The organism is Blastocatellia bacterium (assembly GCA_025054955.1).
In the GTDB taxonomy this organism is placed as follows: domain Bacteria; phylum Acidobacteriota; class Blastocatellia; order HR10; family J050; genus JANWZE01.
This window is the reverse complement of the sequence record JANWZE010000083.1, coordinates 1-18,554: the sequence shown is the minus strand read 5'-3', so window position 1 is coordinate 18,554 and position 18,554 is coordinate 1. Positions and strand designations below refer to the sequence as shown.

General features: G+C 55.3%; 16 protein-coding genes. 6 read left to right on the top strand and 10 right to left on the bottom strand.

Features of this window, described 5'->3' with window-relative positions; all coding sequences use genetic code 11:
* Positions 1-1,920: FlgO family outer membrane protein (locus tag NZ823_10850; protein ID MCS6805623.1), on the bottom strand; the 1,920-nt coding region annotated here is incomplete at its 3' end.
* 1,392 nt (positions 1,921-3,312) lie between these two features.
* On the opposite strand from NZ823_10850, the gene NZ823_10845 reads away from it, so the two are divergent.
* The 3 genes from NZ823_10845 to NZ823_10835 all read left to right on the top strand — a co-directional run bounded on the left by NZ823_10845 (position 3,313) and on the right by NZ823_10835 (position 5,105).
* Entirely contained in the window at positions 3,313-3,582 is a 270-nt protein-coding gene (locus NZ823_10845) for a helix-turn-helix domain-containing protein (GenBank protein MCS6805622.1), read from the top strand.
* A gap of 188 nt (positions 3,583-3,770) precedes the next feature.
* Complete coding sequence (locus tag NZ823_10840) at positions 3,771-4,304, top strand: hypothetical protein (GenBank protein MCS6805621.1); 534 nt, start codon at positions 3,771-3,773, stop codon at positions 4,302-4,304.
* 525 nt (positions 4,305-4,829) lie between these two features.
* Positions 4,830-5,105, top strand: a complete 276-nt coding sequence (locus NZ823_10835) for a hypothetical protein (protein MCS6805620.1) — start codon at positions 4,830-4,832, stop codon at positions 5,103-5,105.
* Positions 5,106-5,726: 621 nt separating this feature from the next.
* On the opposite strand, the gene NZ823_10830 is transcribed toward NZ823_10835, so the two are convergent.
* The 3 genes from NZ823_10830 to NZ823_10820 form a co-directional block, all read right to left on the bottom strand.
* Entirely contained in the window at positions 5,727-6,116 is a 390-nt protein-coding gene (locus NZ823_10830; protein ID MCS6805619.1) for a nuclear transport factor 2 family protein, read from the bottom strand.
* A gap of 97 nt (positions 6,117-6,213) precedes the next feature.
* Entirely contained in the window at positions 6,214-7,104 is an 891-nt protein-coding gene (locus NZ823_10825) for a zinc ribbon domain-containing protein (protein MCS6805618.1), read from the bottom strand.
* A 27-nt stretch (positions 7,105-7,131) separates the two neighbouring features.
* On the bottom strand, positions 7,132-7,584 hold the full coding sequence (locus NZ823_10820) for a DinB family protein (GenBank protein ID MCS6805617.1): 453 nt from the start codon (positions 7,582-7,584) through the stop codon (positions 7,132-7,134).
* Between the two features lie 200 nt (positions 7,585-7,784).
* On the opposite strand from NZ823_10820, the gene NZ823_10815 reads away from it, so the two are divergent.
* Positions 7,785-8,537 carry a methyltransferase domain-containing protein gene (locus NZ823_10815; protein ID MCS6805616.1) on the top strand — a complete coding sequence of 251 codons (753 nt, stop codon included), beginning with the start codon at positions 7,785-7,787 and terminating at the stop codon, positions 8,535-8,537.
* A 128-nt stretch (positions 8,538-8,665) separates the two neighbouring features.
* Here the strand turns inward: NZ823_10815 and NZ823_10810 are convergent, their stop codons facing one another.
* Genes NZ823_10810 through NZ823_10800 form a run of 3 tightly spaced genes read right to left on the bottom strand, consistent with a single transcriptional unit; the run spans position 8,666 to position 10,584 of the window.
* Positions 8,666-8,800 carry a hypothetical protein gene (locus NZ823_10810; protein MCS6805615.1) on the bottom strand — a complete coding sequence of 45 codons (135 nt, stop codon included), beginning with the start codon at positions 8,798-8,800 and terminating at the stop codon, positions 8,666-8,668.
* 24 nt (positions 8,801-8,824) lie between these two features.
* Positions 8,825-9,634: a VTT domain-containing protein gene (locus tag NZ823_10805; protein MCS6805614.1), complete on the bottom strand. Its 810-nt coding sequence runs from the start codon at positions 9,632-9,634 to the stop codon at positions 8,825-8,827.
* Between the two features lie 50 nt (positions 9,635-9,684).
* Entirely contained in the window at positions 9,685-10,584 is a 900-nt protein-coding gene (locus tag NZ823_10800; GenBank protein MCS6805613.1) for an SAM-dependent methyltransferase, read from the bottom strand.
* Between the two features lie 583 nt (positions 10,585-11,167).
* Between NZ823_10800 and NZ823_10795 the strand changes: the two genes are divergently transcribed.
* Both NZ823_10795 and NZ823_10790 read left to right on the top strand, forming a co-directional pair.
* Positions 11,168-11,566, top strand: coding sequence for a PPOX class F420-dependent oxidoreductase (locus tag NZ823_10795; GenBank protein ID MCS6805612.1), 399 nt, complete (start codon positions 11,168-11,170; stop codon positions 11,564-11,566).
* A gap of 89 nt (positions 11,567-11,655) precedes the next feature.
* The gene (locus NZ823_10790) at positions 11,656-13,356 is read left to right on the top strand and encodes a glutamine--tRNA ligase/YqeY domain fusion protein (protein MCS6805611.1); all 1,701 of its coding nucleotides are present in this window, start codon (positions 11,656-11,658) and stop codon (positions 13,354-13,356) included.
* Positions 13,357-13,716: 360 nt separating this feature from the next.
* Here the strand turns inward: NZ823_10790 and NZ823_10785 are convergent, their stop codons facing one another.
* From NZ823_10785 to NZ823_10775, 3 genes are read right to left on the bottom strand one after another with little or no spacing between them, the layout of a single operon-like run.
* Complete coding sequence (locus tag NZ823_10785; GenBank protein ID MCS6805610.1) at positions 13,717-14,712, bottom strand: 4Fe-4S dicluster domain-containing protein; 996 nt, start codon at positions 14,710-14,712, stop codon at positions 13,717-13,719.
* A complete protein-coding gene (locus NZ823_10780) occupies positions 14,709-15,401 on the bottom strand; it encodes a molecular chaperone TorD family protein (GenBank protein ID MCS6805609.1) in 693 nt (230 codons plus the stop codon). Before NZ823_10780 ends, NZ823_10785 begins: the two co-directional genes overlap by 4 nt.
* 3 nt (positions 15,402-15,404) lie before the next feature.
* A complete protein-coding gene (locus NZ823_10775) occupies positions 15,405-18,092 on the bottom strand; it encodes a molybdopterin-dependent oxidoreductase (protein ID MCS6805608.1) in 2,688 nt (895 codons plus the stop codon).
* Positions 18,093-18,554: the final 462 nt, after the last annotated feature.

Below are 18,554 nucleotides of genomic sequence, written 5' to 3'. Positions count from 1 at the left end.
GCGGAGCGAGTCAAACATTGGTTCGACGCTGATGAACGGCATGAAGAAGTGGCGCGCCTCGTAAGCCTTCTCCAACCCGTCAAGCGCCTTGTTGTTCTCGCCCAAGAGAGCGTAATTCCGGGCGATGAAATATGAGGGTTGCGGAGAGCTTTTTTTGACGATTCCAATTTCCGCCCGCATCAGCCCTTTAATCCCACCCAATTCAAAGGCTCGTCGGAAAATCTCTATTCCATCTTGATTGCTCAGGTCTGGTGAGGTGAGTCGGTACGACTCAACAATCTCCGCCAGCGCTTCGGCATGCCGCCCCGTCTTCAGATACAAACTCGCCAGGTATTGATGCGCAAACCAGAAGTTTGGATCGAGACTCAGCGCCTTGCGGCATTGCGCGATGGCCTGATCGTACTGGCGCTCGAAATAGAGAAGCTGCCCCAGATCGGCGTGAAAATTGGGCGATAACGGATCAATCTCCAACGCTCGATTCATCGCCGCCTTGGCTTCAGCCAACCGCCCATGAAACGCCAGATAATAGGCATACCACTGGTGCGCCGTTGCATAGCCGGGACTCAATTCCATCGCCCGCCTGAACGACTGTTCCGCTTCCGCCCATCGCCACTCTTGAAACATCAGGTAGAATCCCCGCGACGCATAAGCTTCTCCCAGCGTGGGGTCAAGTTCAAGGGCTTTGCTAATTGCAGTCTGCCCAAGCGAAGCCGTCACGCGATCCCCCATGATGTAACAATCAGCCAGACCGACGTAGGCCAGCGCAAAGTGTGGGTCTTTTTCAATCGCCTGCTGAAAGTAGCTGGCGGCCTTGATCATGTCGTTTCTCTTATTCCAAGAGTATCGGCCTTTGAGATAGAGCTGATAGGCATCCGCATTCGCGGTCAATCCTTTGCTCACCCGCAGCCACTCCTCACGGCTTAACTCCAAACCCAGCGTGTTGGTTACCTGTCGGGCAATGGCATCCTGGACGGTCAGCACGTGTCCCCAGGGCTCATCAAATTTCCCGACCCACAACGCCGTTCCGTCCCGGACATTGACCAATCGTGCCGTGACGCGAACGCGGTCGGCGGTTCTTTGAACCGTTCCTTCCAGCACAGCCTCGACCCGCAAGGCTTGACCTATCGCCGTCGGGTCTTGTTCCGACTCCCGGTACTTCATGATGGCGCGGGTTGGTCGAACGACGACGCTCCGCAGGTGACTGAGCTGGGTAATCAAGACATCTGCCATCCCCAGGCTGAGATAGTCATCTTCCGTCTCGTCGCCAATCGTTTTGAATGGCAGCACTGCAATAGAGTTGACCGACGTATCAACCTGCGAGCGACTCGATTGATTCCACAGCCAAAGTCCTACCGCTACGCTCACCCCGACCAGCAGCAGCACAGGAAGTCCGAGGAGTGACGATCGAGGATTCAGGATTGAAGATTGAAGACGGCTCAGCGAGATTGCAGGTGACGGATAAGAGTCAGCAGCGCCAGATTCGGAACGCTGGTTTTCATTCCTCGATTCCGGGTCCTCAACGTTCACCTCTTCGTGAATGACAACCTGCGTTCGCGTCCGCTCCACCAGCAGCACCTCATCCGGTTCTTCCCATCGCTCCGTCACCGGGGCCATAAACCGGTAGCCGCGTCGCGGGATCGTCTCGATGTAGCGGGGCGCATCCAGATCATCGCCGAACACTTTCCTGAGCGTTGAGATACTTTGCCGCAGATTGTTCTCTTCTACTATCGCATCTGGCCAGACTTTTCCCATTAGCTCGTTGACTTCCAAGATGTGGCCGCTGTTTTGCACCAGCACCAGCAACGTGTCAAACGCTTTCGGCTTCAACGGCACACGTTCTCCATCGCACAGCAAGACGCGCTCGGTGGCATCCACCTGGAAGGCGCCAAATTCATAGAGATGTCCGACCCTCTTGCTCATACTCCTATTGATTGATGACCTCTGCTCGAACCCTCTCCTTCAAGCAGTGATGATTGGGTCAACGAACCGGCGCAATAAATCGCCGGCGAGCGTTCGACTCGTTTGGCGGCTGACATGTCCTACCTACTCCAATCATGTGTTCCATCGAAATCTTTGCTCCCATGATCAGCCCTCGCTAATAAAAGACGTAAATCGACTGGGAAAATCCTTCACCCAGCAAAAATTTTTCCATCCTGAAGCATCCACCTTATACATCGAACTGAAGCCAGGAAGAAGAAGCGCCGGCGCCCTCAGTCGCGGACTGAAAATCAGGCCGAGCAGAGACGCTTCTTAATCCCGATATTGATCAGAGAGCGAGCACTAGCCTGATTAAGCTAGCTGAAATGTTTAACTTTTCGACGACTGCGGTTCCGTCTCCTCAACAGAACTGCCAAACGTGCTTGACAAGCTCGCTCATTGCTGGTTTAACGGCTCCTCTGAAGATAGCCCACGAAACACAGGAACCTCACGAAAGAATTGTCTTTTCACCGTTCGTGGCGTTCTGTTGCACGTGGGCAATTCCCTTGAAAATAACCATTTTTATCCTTCGTGGTGAGCGCGGAGCTCATGGGCGATTGCTGAGATAACCTTGTGCCTTTAATAGAGATTATCCAGTCAAGGAGCTGAGCCGCTCCTGAATCCAGACATTGGCTAAACTCTGCGCTGACAGTCCGCGCGCTCGCGCTGCTCCCGTGAGTTCTCCATGATCTCCGGGCCAATAGTTACATAGTGACGCCTCGACTCAATCTCCACCTCAAGCTCGACGTCGTGAGTGTACTCTTCAAAGTCTGTTAAATCGTGCGTATCCCAAAAATCAGCTAGCTCACGAAGATTCCTGGCTCCAGAGAGGCTGGCTCATCGTCTCTTTGTTTTTTGGCTATTACTTCTTGCCATATCTTGGTCGCTCCTTGTGCGTCATATCACGCGCAAATCAAAGCTTCCTGATCGGGCTTGGAGATGAAGAAGACCACCAGGTACAGCCCAGCATCCGTTTCTCCTAAGGGGGCATAAACGTCCTCACCAGGCGCGAAGCCTTTTGAATGAACTTGAATCGAGGCAGATTTGAAAATACTTGTTCAGCCTCATCGGGTTCAACCTTGTGCTTCCGAATGAGGTTATCTTCGACCTCATCAAGGCAGATGAAATGTTTAACCTTCACAATGACCCCGGTCCAGTCTCATTTCCAAAACCCGCAAAGCTGCTTGACAAGCTTGTTCATACCCACTTTGACAACTTGTTCACAACAAATTCACAACTTTCTAAAGACTTCACTTCCGCGCTTTGGATATGCTCACCGTGAAGTGACAACCAAACGAACAGAGCAGGGGCAACGAAATGGCTAGCGGCGCGAGGATGAAGAAGAAGACAGAGATCATAGCGGAGACCGAGCGAGTCTTGGTCAGCCGCCGGGGCAGGCGTTCGATTCAAGTTTGGTGCGAGCAATGTGCGCGGCAGGTCAAGATGCTGACAGCCGAAGAGGTCGCCAGCGTCGTTGGGGTGAGCCGGCGCACCATCTACCGGTGGGTGGAAGCAGAGAAGGTGCACTTCACCGACACACCTGACGGGCGACTTCTCATCTGTGCGGATTCGTTGGACGAAGGCCGCCTGGGAGAGAAGAGATGAAACAACTGGGCTCTCATGATTCGAATTTTTCGGCTTCATTTTTTTCAGCGGGAAGCTCGCGGCTCAAGCGACGCGCTCCCACAGGGAGCCAACCCACGGTTCTTCCGCGTCGCTCAGGCCACAAGCCGCGTTCCCAACCTTTAACCTTATGGGAAGAACCCAAATCCAGAAAAAGGAGAGAGGAAACCATGAAACCGACGAAATCAACTCGCACGCGCTACACCGTAGGAGCCCTGCTCCTCAGTGCGCTTGCGCTGATGGCGCTCAACACATCGGCGCTTGCGGGCGCAGACTACGTGATCATCCTGAACGGGACAACAAGTTTGAGCGATAGCGTCAGCTCACGTACAGTGACTTTCACGCTCCCATCAACCCTGGATACAGCGCAGAGGGCCGTTCTGATCATGAGAGCGAACGGGGTGAATCTGGGCACCAACTCTGTGTACATAAACCCCATAACCACGACCTGTGGTGATCTAGACGCTGATCCGAACAGTAGTCGGCTGGTGGGTAATCTAGATGTTTTCCCCGAAGGTGCGGCGACTTTCACTGCGACCGTTCCTGGCTCATTTCTGAAAGCTGGATCGAATACATTATTGATCTGCGCTCGTGATGAAGCAGGGCAAACAGGTGCAGTATCGGGTAATATTGACAACTTCTCGGTTGGCAGGATTACCCTGTTTTTCAAAACACGTCCATGCACGGCGTTGCCTTGCCCCTGATGCTCGGGTTGGCATCACTTTGCTCGTGTGGTTAAATCAGGCGCGCCTGTTGGAACTTGTCTGAGGCGCGCCGGGAAAAGTAGTCACCGAGGCGCCCGTTGCAGCCCAAGCGACGCATTTCCTCCTGGGAGTTAACCCATGTTCTACTGCGTCGCTTTGGGCTGCACAGGAAATTTGAGTTTGGCCCTGCGCAAGTTGCGTCTGTTGGCATGTTCTACTGCGTCGCTTTGGGCTGCACACGAAACTGCAATTCCTGTTTGATCGGATCGCTCATAATCCCAAGCTCGCCACGACCGATGAATAACAGAATTCATTCGCGTCGTTCGTCTGTTTCGTGGGCTATTTTCAAAGGAGACCGTGCACGAATCGTGAGTTTGATCATGCAATGGCCGCGGAGCGGCCTACTGACTGTAACCGTGCACTTCAGTGCACGGTACGCGGAGTTGTCACCAGCGTAGCGTCGCGTGACCGACGGCTGAGTCCCTCTCCGGCCAACGTTCAATCGTCGCTGACGCGACGTCGGATATGGACCGATGGCACGTTTTCGGCGTTGAAACGCCGAGCTACAATCGGGCCGCCGCGCTGCGGCGTGTTTATGGATCGGCTCCGGATAACGACCAATTGCCCAACACACCTTCACCACGAACGATGAAAATGCAGTTCTTCCGTGACCTTCGCGTGTTTCGTGGGCTATTTTCACAGGAATCGCCCTACGCTCCGCCCGCGCCACGAAGCATGAAAATGGTTATTTTCGAGGAGCGATCTTGGGAAGCGGCGTCGTTAGCCGCCGCAAGAGGATAACCAGACGCGCAACGTCTGGCAGCCGTCATCCTCAATGCCTCGCGCCTTCAACAGCCGCCATCTCGTTCTCTCACTGGCTCGTTCATGCTGTTCAATCGCTGGCCACAAACGCAGTACTCTGGCGCGTCTTGAACGCGCCACGCTGGCTCGCACTGCTGCTGGAGACGTTGCACGTCCGGCTACCTTCTTGCAGGCCGCTTACGCGGCTGATGGGACATGAGCGGAGCATGCAGAACTCGAGCGGTTTGTGAATGAATTTACCCTGGGAGCGCACGCTTCCACCGTGCATTAGCCCGAAAGATGCGGAGCCACCATGCTAAAGGCATTGAAAATTGCTCTAATACAAATGTGCCCACAGAAAATCGGAGCCGGCCGCTTGGGACATTCTGTTGCTGCCTCTCCCGAAAAATAGCCCACGAAATGCCTGCATAAAGGATTTATTTTTCATCGTTACGTGGCGAGTTTGAGCGCCTGGGCGAGTGCCTGTCGCTTCATCAACGATGGCTGCTCTCCGGGCCATTGGTCTTAGCTCGGACGGAAACCCTGCTTTGATCTGTCCAAGATAGGCGAGGCAATCTTCACAGGCTTGGTTTCAAAAGTGCGCCTGAGCCGACTCACCCGTTACCCGTGATGCGCCCGCGAGAAGTGTTCATGCACGATCTGCCATGAGCCGTTCTGTTGTCTGAGCACGTGGCTGCCGCGCCCTTCGATGGTTTGACGCTTGGAGCCACTCTTGAGCGTCACCGTCCAGTAGAAACTGACAATGGCCGTGTCGCCATAGACTTGAACGACAGGCTCGGTGATTGTGTATGTCACCTTGTCAGCCTGCTTCAGGTAGTATTCAAACGTCCGACGCATGGCCGCGCGTCCTGTCACGCGCGCGTGTTGCGTTGATGAAAAGCAGACGACCGTTGGGGCGAACGCTTGCAAAACCGTTTGTAAATCGCCTCGATTGAAGGCTGCTGCTTGTTGCTTTTCCACGTTCAGAATGGCACGCTCAATTTTCGTCATAACATCCCCCTATCACGCAGCGAGCAAAGAGCGCCTCCAGCGGCGAGGGTCGCTTTGACCACAGGCGTTGTGCGACACTCTCTCTGCTCAAATTTCGTCATCTCCCCATCCATGATGAAGGCGGCGGTGGCGGATTCCAAAATGGTTGCGTGGGTTGAGCGGGCGGCAGACCGAAGAACTGCGAGTAGGCCACAGCCATCGCGCACAGCACCAGCGGAATCGTCACTAATCCGCCGACGCCGCACAGGAAGAATCCGGCAACGGTTGCCAACCACAAAATCCATCCAGCCACCCAGAACGACACAGCCCGATGTGAGAAGACAAGCCGTCCAGCTACTTCGAGCGCTTGAGCGGTATCGTACTGCCGCTCCAGAATCAGCGGATAGACGAACATAAACACACTCCACACCAACGGCGTTAGCAGTAACGAGAGACCGGCGGTCAATGGAGAAGTAACGGAGGCCGAGCCGGAACCAACAACCCACGACGGGCCGCTAATGGTGGCGAAGATGATGAACTGAATCACCCAGGCGAAGACCGTTGGCCAGAACCGATCCATTCCCTTGAACAGGTCGCCAACTTGTGGTTGTTCACCGCGCATCTTCTTAAACACCATGCGATAGAACCCCGCTGTCAGCGGTCCGATCAACAGGCCAAGCGACAAGAGCGAGAGCAAAAACATCACCAACGCAGAGAGACTGAACGTGCCAGCATCGCTCCGATAAATTCGCCAGCCCTTAGCCAGCCAGTCGGCCACGTCTACCCTGCCCATTTCCGATGTGCCACTCGTTGGCATGATGGAGCCATAGGCCGGAGGCGTATAGGTCTGTCCGGTAGGTCGTCCGGGCAGCGCCGTTGTTGGTTGTGTTTCCTCAGTGAATCGTTGCGTCGGCGCTTCAGTCGGTGGTGGCGTCATCGGCGCGCCGCAGCGCGTGCAGAACTTGGCTGATTCTACTGTTTCATGCCCGCATATTGAGCAATAGATCATAATGTTTCGTTACGCTGCGCGATTCTCTTAGTGATAAATGGCTGGCGGCTCGATGCCCAGCAGTCGTAGATACGTCAACAGTTGGCCACGGTGATGAACTTCGTGTTCGGTCAGTCCCCACAGCAATGTCAAGCGGGACATCGGCTGCCCCTTGAAATGAATTGTCTCTTTCCACTGCTCAGGCGTGAGCGCAGCAACCTGCGTGACCAGCCGCTGATGCTGCTGATCGAAGGCTTCGACCAGCCCGGCAACCGTGTATTGCTTCAGGTCCTCGCTCGGTCGTTGCCCTTGTCCGGTCAACGAGAGCGTGACCAGGAAATGTTCGGCGGAAACAAGGTGACGCAACAATTCACCAAGACTCATCACCGTTTCAACTGGTTTCCATTCCAGTTTGTCATCCGGCGCTGCTTTCATCACCATCGTCGTGTGTTGATGAATCCGTTCCCACTGTCTCATCAGGCGGTCAATTTCTGAGTTCATAGTCAGCTCCCACAAATCGAGTCCGTCGTGAGCAGGCAGCGTATCACAAACGCAGCCAGCGTGACAATTCAGACAAAGAAGCGATCTCATGCCAGCCTGCCCGTTAGACTGAGCGCTAAGCGCAAGCAGCGCGGAGCGCGTCGCCAGTTTCACCGTGAGTCGCGTTGTCCGACCGGGCGCCTGAAGCTATACTTGCGCCCATGCCGAGCTTGTTTCCGAACTTCTCGCAGCGCAGCGCCGAATCGGAAATCATGGATGGGACGGACTTCAGCGAGGAAGAAATTCGCGGCGCCTATGATGATTTGCAAAGAGTCAATCGGTTTCTGGGCGGAACGCGAGCGCTGCTGCGACATGCGCTGCCGTTGATCGAACGGCTGGCGACACGACCGGTGAGCGTGCTCGACCTGGGAAGCGGGTCAGCGGACATTCCTCGCGCCCTTGTTCAAGCGGCTCGTCACAAGCGCATCCCGATTCACATCGTCGCGCTGGACGCCAATCCACACGCGATCAGAGCTGCGACAGAACAGCTCGAACAATTTCCGGAGATTGATGTGGTTCAAGCCGACGCGCTGCGCTGGCCGTTTCCTGATGGCTCGTTCGATTTGGTGATCGCCTCAGAGTTCTTACATCACTTGTCGGATGAGGACGCCGTCTGGCTGTTACGCCATGCGCGCCGGTTAGCCCGCGTGGCGTTGCTCATCAACGACCTGCGACGTCATCCGCTGGCTTACTATAGCTTCTGGATGCTCTCGCGCATGTTCACGCGAAATCGCTTGATTCGCCACGATGGGCTGGTCTCCATCCTGCGCGGGTTCACAGCCGATGACCTCGCGCGAATACGGCAGCATCCAGAACTGGCCGATCTCGCTGTCCACTTTCATTTTCCTTATCGCATCGTCTTCATCGGGATGAATCAACAAACTGGTTGCACGCAGCGCGCGCGCCAGCCATAGCAAAATCCTTTCATATCTCGCTTGTTCCCCCGGTCACACCTGACCGCCTTTGAATGATTCATGGATTGATAGCAAAATCCCTTCGTGTCTCGCCTGTTTGGTCAGCTTGAAAAGCGAGAACAGGTCATTCAGGAAAAACTCGGCAACACCAGACGATCTTCGTGGGGAACCGGCTCGGTCTCATATCCGGCGCGGCGCCAGGCCCTGAGTCCGCCGTTGACGACATAGGCGTCGAATCCATGCTCACGGAGAATATGCGCCACACGGACGCTCGTCGCTTCGCGCAGTCAGGTGCAGTAAAGATACATCTCCTTATTTCGCGGCAGTGTTGGCATCATCTGCATGACGAAGGCCGGTTCCAACCGCTTTGATCCGGGAATTCGCACAGCCTGCGCTTCATAGTAACCGTGACTGCGCGCATCGTAAACGGCAATCTGGTCGCCGGCTTGTTCCATCCGTCTTTTCAGGTGATGAACGCTCACGCGCGGGACGTCGCGGTAAAGGCGTTCTTTTGTGTAACGCCGCAGGCGATAGATGACGTAACCTGCCAGGCCGGTAATCAGCGTCCCAGCGACGATCATTTTCGCTTCCATGAAGCCTCGACCGATGCGCTCCAATTGTTGACTGAACAGGAATCCGAGCAGCGTGTAGAACGAAATGTAAAATGTCACCCCAATGAGGTCAAACGAGACGAATTGTCCGAGCCGCATGTTGAGGCTGCCGGCCAGCGGCGGCGCAACGGTGTTCAGGCCAGGTAGGAATTTGCAAAACAGCAATGTCGTTCTGCCACGATGATAAAACGTCCGAGCCGATTTGATGATGCATGATTCGGGATTCAACGAGATGCGGCACAGCAGGCTCAGTATGGCCCAGCCCGTCGTTCGTCCCAGATAGTACATCAGCACGTCGCCCAGCAGCATGCCGACGATGGCCGTGAGCATCACCCCGTAGATGTTGAACCAGCCGACGGCGCACATCGCGCCGGCAGCGAGCAAGATGATCGCTGCCGGCAGTGGCAGTCCGATGGCCTCCAGAAACAGGTTCGCGAAAATCAATTGATAGCCGTAGCGACGCAGCAGTTCGAGCAGTTCATTCATGCGCGGCCAGATTCTACCGACTCATTCCACCAGACTCAAGAACCCCCAGCTCAATCGCGGCGCACACACCACACGATGTACATGAAATCAACCGGCGCGCGCCCGCGCGGGCAGTAGAGCTCTTGCAACTTGCGCTGATCATAGAGGGTGATGAGGTCGAATCCGAAGTCGGCCAGATCGGATATTGCTTGAGCCGAATCTCTCCCAAACAGAAAAGGCTCACCCAACCATCGGGCTTGCTTCAGCCCGATGCGAGCGGCGCGGCCCCCTGTTGCTCCGGCCACCACCGCTTCACTGGCAAAATCCAGAATTAAATGACTGCCCGGCGCGCAGAGGCCGGCCAGTTGCGTGAGTGTTTCAGCGACGGCTTCATTCGTCAGGTAGTATGTCACGCCCATCCATGTGAAGAGCGAAAATCGTTTCCGCTGAAATCCGGACATCATCAATTGCTCAGCGATATTTTCGCTCTCAAAGTCCACCGGAACGAAGTGCAGATTCTCCGGTGTGTCAATGCGGCTCAGCGCCGCCATTTTGACGCGTTGCGTGGCCGGATGATCCACCTCAAACACGCGCACGCCACGCAGCTTGTCTTGCAATCGGAAGATGGTCGTATCGAATCCTGCGCCGAGAATCACCAGTTGTCTAAGCCCCTGTGTGGCCAATTGCAGAGTCAGGTCATCTACCAATCGCGCGCGCGCCAGCGCGTATTCCTGCGCTCCAGGAATCCAAAGGCCCGTCAGGAGCGACAGCAGGCGCGCGCTGAGCCGCTGCGTGACCAATCGGCGAGCGAAATGACTCTGAATGAAATGCTCTGCCCATGGGTCTGTCAAAATGCGCCTGGCAGGTTCCTGGCCACGATATTCCATCGCTCGAATAATGGCCATCGCTTCCGCTGTCCGGCTGTGCTTCCCAGCTTGCATGTCGCTAGTCGGCACTATAGAGCGACGCATGACGAGGACGCAAGCAAGATTGACACAGGAGCCTTTAAGAGCAATAGCTGGTTCACTCCAAAATCATGTGCACAACGGCACGCAAGCAAGATTGAGAGGGCAACGGCTCCAACGTTGGCGTCTGCGATTTTTTGCCTCAACGTCATAGGCGCAAAGGGACGCGGAAGCTGAATCTCCTTTCGCCTAAAACTTTCGCCGGCGCGCTTAAAACGATCTACGGAACCGTGTACACCTTGCTCTGCTCCAGCGCCCGCAGATAGAATGTGCGCCTGGTTCATTTCAGGGATTGAACAACATGATCATTCGGTTCAGGTCCGCAATCGTGATCGTCGCCTTTTTCGTTGCGGTCACCTCACACAGCTCGTCCGGTTATGAGCGGCGTCCGTCCTGCTGCTCTCAAATGAGTGAGAGATTGTTCATGTCGCCGGTAACGACGCGGGAGAAACTGAAAATTGAGCACAGGCAGGAATGCCTGTGCCACCTTCTTAAGGGAATCGTCCCTCTACAACAGCACGCCACGAAGCATGAAAATGAAGCGCAGGCAGGAACGCCTGTGCCACATTCTTAGAGGAGGACTTTGACGATGTATCCAACAGCTTTGGAAAACTACCTTGACCTGTTTGACAAAAAAACGTTTGCTCATCTGGCTACGCTCATGCCTGACGGTCGCCCACAAGTCTCACCGGTCTGGTGCGACTACGACGGTCAGCACATCCTCATCAACACGGCCAAAGGCCGACAAAAAGATCGCAACATGCGCCGTGACGGGCGCGTTGCAGTTTCGTTGATAGACCCAGATAATCCTTATCGCTATGTGGAAGTCAGAGGCCGCGTCGTTGAGATCACTGAAGAGGGCGCCGACCAGCACATTGATCGGCTGGCGCAAAAATATCTGGGCGTCGAGCGCTATCCATACCGCGGTCCCAACGAAGTGCGCGTGTTGTTCAAGATTCAACCGGAGCATGCAACTGGCTTACGATGAAGAAGCCCTCTATAACGCTCGGCCTGCCTGACGACGCTACGTTGACGATGACGATGGCTTGACACCATTGATGGAGAATGAGACTGACTATGAGTGCGAAGGAACAGACAACGCCAACCGATTTTATCCGCCAGATCATCATCGAAGACATCAAAAGCGGCAAGTATGGCGGACGTGTTCACACGCGATTCCCGCCTGAACCAAACGGCTATTTGCACATCGGCCATGCCAAATCCATCTGCTTGAATTTCGGTGTGGCTGAAGAATTCGGCGGACTGTGCAATCTTCGGTTCGACGATACCAATCCGACTAAGGAAGAACGCGAATACGTGGAAGCTATCAAGGAAGACGTGCGCTGGCTTGGCTTTGACTGGGGCGACCGAGAGTATTACGCCTCGGACTACTTCGAGCAGCTTTACGAATTTGCCATTCAATTGATCAAGGACGGCAAAGCTTATGTGGATGACCTTTCCGCTGAGGAGATTCGAGCCTATCGTGGCACGTTGACCGAGCCGGGCCGGGAAAGTCCTTATCGCAATCGTTCGGTTGAGGAAAACCTCGATCTGTTTGAACGGATGCGAGCCGGCGAGTTCCCTGATGGTGCCCGCGTGCTGCGCGCCAAAATTGACATGGCGTCGGGCAACTTGAACATGCGCGACCCCGTGATGTATCGCATTTTGCATGCGTCACACCATCGAACGGGTGACAAATGGTGCATCTACCCGATGTATGATTTCGCACATGGTCAATCCGATGCGATCGAAGGCATCACGCATTCGCTGTGCACGCTCGAATTTGAAGACCATCGGCCGCTCTACGAATGGTTCCTCGAAGCGTTGAATCTGCCGCATCGTCCGCAACAAATCGAGTTTGCCCGCCTTAATCTCAGCTACACGGTGATGAGCAAACGAAAGCTGTTACAGCTTGTGCAGGAAGGACACGTGCGCGGCTGGGACGATCCGCGCATGCCAACCATCTCCGGCATGCGACGGCGTGGCTATCCACCCGAAGCGATTCGGGATTTTTGCAATCGCATCGGTGTGGCCAAAAAAGAGAATGTCGTGGACGTGGCTCTGCTGGAACATTGCGTGCGAGACGCACTCAATCCGTGCGCGCCGCGCGTGATGGGCGTGCTGCGCCCGTTGCGCGTGGTGATTGATAACTATCCGGCAGACTTAGTCGAGGAATTTGAGTGCCCATACTTGCCTGATGGTCCGACGCGTATGGGCACGCGACGCGTGCCGTTTTCGCGCGTCTTGTACATCGAGCGGGATGATTTCCGTGAAGACCCGCCGAAAGAATTCTTCCGCTTAGCGCCGGGCCGCGAAGTCCGGCTGCGGTGGGCCTACTTCATTCGATGCGTTGATGTCGTCAAAGACCCAGAAACCGGCCAGGTCGTCGAATTGCATTGCACCTACGATCCGGCATCGCGCGGCGGCCAGTCGCCCGACGGGCGCAAAGTCAAAGGCACGATCCACTGGGTCTCAGTAGCGCACGCGCAGCAAGTCGAAGTCCGATTGTATGACCGATTGTTTCTCACACCTGACCCGGAAGCGGTGCCGGAAGGGCAATCGTTCACTCAAAATTTAAATCCTCGCTCATTGGAGGTGCTGACGGATTGTTGGGTTGAACCATCGCTCCGCGGCGCGCCCGTCGGCAGCCGTTACCAGTTTGAGCGACAAGGGTACTTCTGCGTTGATCCTGATTCGACGGCTGACAAGCTGGTGTTTAATCGAACGGTCCCGCTGCGCGATTCGTGGGCGAAAATCGAACAAAGACTCAACAAATGAGTTTCTTCATGTTGCCCCTAGAGACGCAGGAGAAACGATGAGGATGGATCACAGGCGGAACGGCTGCGCCACATTCTCAACGGAATCGCCCTCATGCTCGCGCACGCCACGAAGGATGAAAATGGTTATTTGGAGAAAGCGCCGTCGGCGCTTGGCTCAGCCGGCGCACTCCAAGAGAGAGTCAGGAGCGGATGAGAATGCGTTTTGGAGTGCGGCGGCAAGCCCGCAGGGCGCGACGCCGCTTTGGCCAAGATGAAGTCAGGAATCGCCCATGTGCTATTGCACGCCCGAACCATGAAAGTGGTTAAGGGAGCAGCCCCGGGCAACTGAATATGCTGTTTTTCAACGGCATTTGTATGACTACGACGATGCCGTGTGCTTGACCGTCCGAATGTGAAACAGCGATTTCCACTCCTTAGCAATGAGCAGGTCCATCAACTCTGATGGTTCCCCGCGTTGTCGTTTGCTCATCTCGGCTTTCAATGTGGCCAGGGCGTGATCAACGCGCGGACTAAAGAGCGAGCGCAGATACTCCAGTGGGATCCTCGGCTTATCGCTGAATCGGCCCTGTTCGTCGAAAGTATCCGGCAATAGCGGCGGCACGTAAAATACATTCGGCTGTGTGCCGTACTCTTCGTGCAGTGGCAACGCAACTTTCCATTTGTAGACGAGGGCATAGATCGGCCCAGCCTCATCATCCAGGTAACCGACAAACCGCAATCGGCCGGGGCATTGACGGGCGCATGCCGGAGCTTCGCCTTGTTCCAGGCGCGGGAAACAAAAGATGCACTTTTGCGATTTGCCAATAAATTCGTTGAAATAAACTTTCTTGTATGGGCAGGCAGCTACGCACAATTGCATGCCGCGGCACTTGGTTTGATCCACCAAGACGATGCCGTCTTCTTCGCGCTTGTATATTGCCTTCACGGGACACGCTTCCAAACATGCCGGGTTGGTGCAATGATTGCACAGCCTCGGCAGGTAGAAGTGGTAGTTATTCGGATAGACCCCGCTGCTCGTATCCTCATCCCAGTTCGGTCCCCAGAGCATCGTCTCTTTGGCGTGCAGATAGGAATCGGTGCCCATGCGGTAGACCTCATCGTAATTGAGCGTGAGCGGCTGACCATAATCTTCCTTGGAGGGCATATCGCCGAATTTCACTTCACCCGCCTCCCAACCGCCGCCTAGTTGCTGCCAGTTTCGCGGATAGCCTGGGCCGGGCATCGTCTCAACGTTGTTCCAGAACATCGTCTGCTGGCCGTTTCCATCGGTCCAGAGCGATTTGCAGGCGACTGTGCAGGCTTGACAGCCGATGCACTTATTCAAATCTAACACCATGGCGATCTGACGACTCATCGGTGGGTTCCTCCATGTAATCTGGCTTGTTGCCAGGCCAAATCCTCCCGTAAGAAATGGCCTAACACGGCAAATAGGCTTTTGTAGTAGTCGCTGGTGGCATGCTGCATCACGCCATCGTGCAACTGCCCATACCAGCTCAGAATGTGGCGCAGCACAAAATCGCACTGAGCGAGTTGATAGGAACGCGCTTCTTCGACATCCTCTGAGTGTTCTTCGTGGTAAATGAGGTAATGCACAAATTCAAGCTGCACGGCCAAGTGGTCAAACTGCCACTGATATGGCTGCTGCAGCGTGTATCCGAAGAAGTCATAAAATCGCGCAACTTCCTCGCGGGCGGGCCAAGGGTGCTGCTCGGCCAACCCTTCACGGATGGGAACCGGCGGGCCGTCAGAACCGATCTCAAACAAAGCGGCATATTCGTCGGCTAACTGCTCGGCCTCAGCATCGGTCAACCCGCGTGCCGCTCGACCCAGCTCAGAAAAATCCACGTGGTAAGGCAGCTCGGCTCCAAGCTTCATCATCAGGTCAGTCCAGTGGTTGACCGACGACCAGCGATCAGATGGATGGGTCTCGCTTGGTGAAGCGGTCAGTTGGGAGAAAAGCGCATACACCAGGCAGCGAGCTTGTGTCGCACGCTGCGCTGAGGCATTCACGGTGAGGTCGGCTGCGACAGAGGTTGTTTCCATAGTCTATTTCCTCCGTGTGGTGGATGGGCGCTCGTACTTCTCAAAATTCACCGTGAAGTCCCGATACGTTTGGTTCGGCGCAAACTGCAACAGACGATGCCCCAGATGCCCATAACCGCCAACCAACGATGTCGGCTTGATCAATCCGGCGGTGCAAATGACAGAGGAGAAATTATGTCGTGTAGGAAACATCATCGGGTCCCAGCCATGATACATGTAGACCATGCCTGGCTGAATGCCGCTGCTCAGATGCGCACGGGCGATGAACTCGCCTGATGGACTGAAGACGCGAATCCAATCTCCGTCGGCCACGCCTCGTTGCGCGGCGTCCTGGTCGTTGACGTACACATCAGGCTCGCCTCGTTGCAATTGCAACAACAGCGGGTGATCTCGCCACATCGTGTGAACGCCATGGCGTGCGTGCCCCATGATGAATCGCAGTGGGTAGCCTTCCAGCCGCAGCGGCGCGTGGTACGTCGGCACCGTCTCATCCGCTTTGATGAACCACTCGTGGTCAAAATAGAATTGTTGCCGTCGGGTCATCGTCTTATATGGTCGCTTTCGTACAACGCTGTCAGGCATGTCCGTGTGAAACGGAGAATCGGGCGACTCCCACAGCGTCGAATCGGAGCCGTTGACGCGTACCATCCCTTTGGCAGCCAGTTCGGCCACAGACAACTTGGGCAGCCCCGGCGTTTTGTCCAGCACAAATTGAATCACATCGCGAATGCTCTTGACCTTTCCGTTCATGGTGTACAGATCAAGGTATTTGGTGAAATCGCGTTTGAAGGTGCGCCCGTCAACTACATCTTCGATCGGTTGAATGCGGCGTTTCTTGGCTCGCTCGCTGATCGCTGCTAGAAGCCGATACATCGCTGTCCAATCGTCCACCGATTCGCCCAATGGAGGCACGGCTGCATCAAGGACCTGAATGTAGGGCAGACGCGCATGGAACATCATGTCTACTCGTTCATAATGATGGGCAATGGGCAACACGTAGTCGGCATGATGTGCTGCGAATCCCATGTCGGGCGCCAGCACCACAATCGTCTCCAGCTTATCAAATGCGTGCTCGCGCCATTGGGCTGCCGAAGCAACCCACCCTGGACTGCCATTGCCAGCGAACAGCCCCATTTTCCAACCATTCTTCGCATAGGAAGGAAACCAGTTGCGTTGAATACTGGTCTGGTAGTGCGACTCGATCATGCGAGCCAGCTCCGGGCCATAGACCTTCTCATTGAGCTGCTTCATATTGCCTTTCTCGTAATCCCACGTGGTGCCTGACAACATGCGAAAACTGGGACCAATCTGAGCAAATGCGAAGCCAAACAGCCCGTCCGTCTTGACCGAGTTGAGGATTTGTAGCCCGCTGCCCTCATACCCGATGTTTCCCGTCAGTGACAACATCAGAATCATGGCGCGGTGAATCAGATCGCCGTGAAGCCACTTGCACGCTTGATAGCCGGTATAAATCATGGCTGGCTTGGTCGCCGCAAATTCACGAGCGATCTGTCGGATGACCTGCGCATTCAAGCCGGTTATGCCGGCTGCCCATTCAGGAGTTTGTTCCGCAACCTTGCGTTTAACGATCTCAAAGACCGTCGTGACCTCCACAGGCCCATCCAGCGTCTGTACGTTCCATCGGCCTTCTAAGCTGGGGCGGATGTCACCAAGCAATAACGTGGCCGTTGCTTCATCGGCTGGCCCCGTGGCCGGCGCTTTGACCGGTTGGCCGGTTCGCTCATCCCAGACGTAAAACACGTCAGGCCGACCATCGGCGGAAAAATCGGACTGGCGGAGAAACTTGTGGTTATCAGTCCGTACGAGAAATGGCAAATCGGTTTGCTCGAGCAGGTAATCGCGCTGATAGGCTTTTTCTTCAATGATCGTATGGATCATTGCCATCACCAACGCCAGGTCTGTGCCCGGCTTGGGATTGAGCCATCGGCTAGCGTGCATCGCGGTTGCATTAAATTCAGGACAGATGGCGATCACTTGCGCGCCATTATACTTGGCTTCCCAGAAGAAGTGCGCGTCGGGCAGGCGAGTCGCTGCCGGATTGGTAGCCCAGATGAGAATGTATTTCGATTTGAACACTGACGCGATCGTATCTCCGACGGTCGGCGTGCCCAACGTCATGTACGCGCCTGTGGGAAGATCACCCACGCCCGAGTAGTATTCCGGCACCGAAATCCCCGTGACGGCTGCGAAGCGCGAGAAGGCCGCCAATGTGCCGAATTTGATGACCATCTGTGTGCCGCTGCCCATGCCGATAGAGTCCGGCCCGTACTGCATGCAGACATCAATGAAACGGTCAGCAATTTCGCGGCAAGCTTGCGCCCAACTGATCCGTTGCCACTTCCCTTCACCACGACGACCAACCCGCTTCATCGGATAGAGAATGCGCTGCTTCCCGTACATGTACGAGGAGTGACACAACCCTTTCTGGCAGCCGCGCGGATTGTAATCCGGCGCGTCGCCCGATGCGCCATATTCAGCCTGCTGTTCCTCGCGCCAGACGACGCCATTTTTCACATAGACCTTGAAGGCGCATGCGCCCGCGCAGTTAGTGCCATGCGTGCCATAGACCACTTTGTCCCACGTCCATTTTTTGCGGTAGACGTCCTCAAACTGACGATACGTGACCGAAGACGTGGTCTGAGCTAGCGACGGCGCGGCATACCGCAGCATCAGCCCCACGCCGGCCAATCCAACTCCTTGTAGAAAATCTCGCCGGGATATATCGCAGGCACGTCGCTGCGCTGCCTCAAACTCCCGTCGAGTAAGTCCTCTTATGCGTCTCTTTGACGTTATCGTTGATTTCACCATAGCGCCCCCTGACATGAACATGAATCAGTAGCGTTGTCTGGCTGCCCCATGAGCAAACGGCGTGCCCAGACCGGCTCTTCATTCAAGCGACGTGGGGGAGGCCTTGATCATAATGGACTTGCGAGGCCAGTTGTTTTTTCACTGTCATGAAGTTCAAACAACTGTCCTGTGCTATATCACCCGCTGCCGGGCCATTAGCCCCAGCTATTTTCGACACGAATCATGCATCGAGCGGTTCTTGTTACCACCACAACCGCCAATCATGCCCAACAGACGATGTGATGAAAAACCTTTATCAGCGCGTGGACGACGGTTGCTCCATCA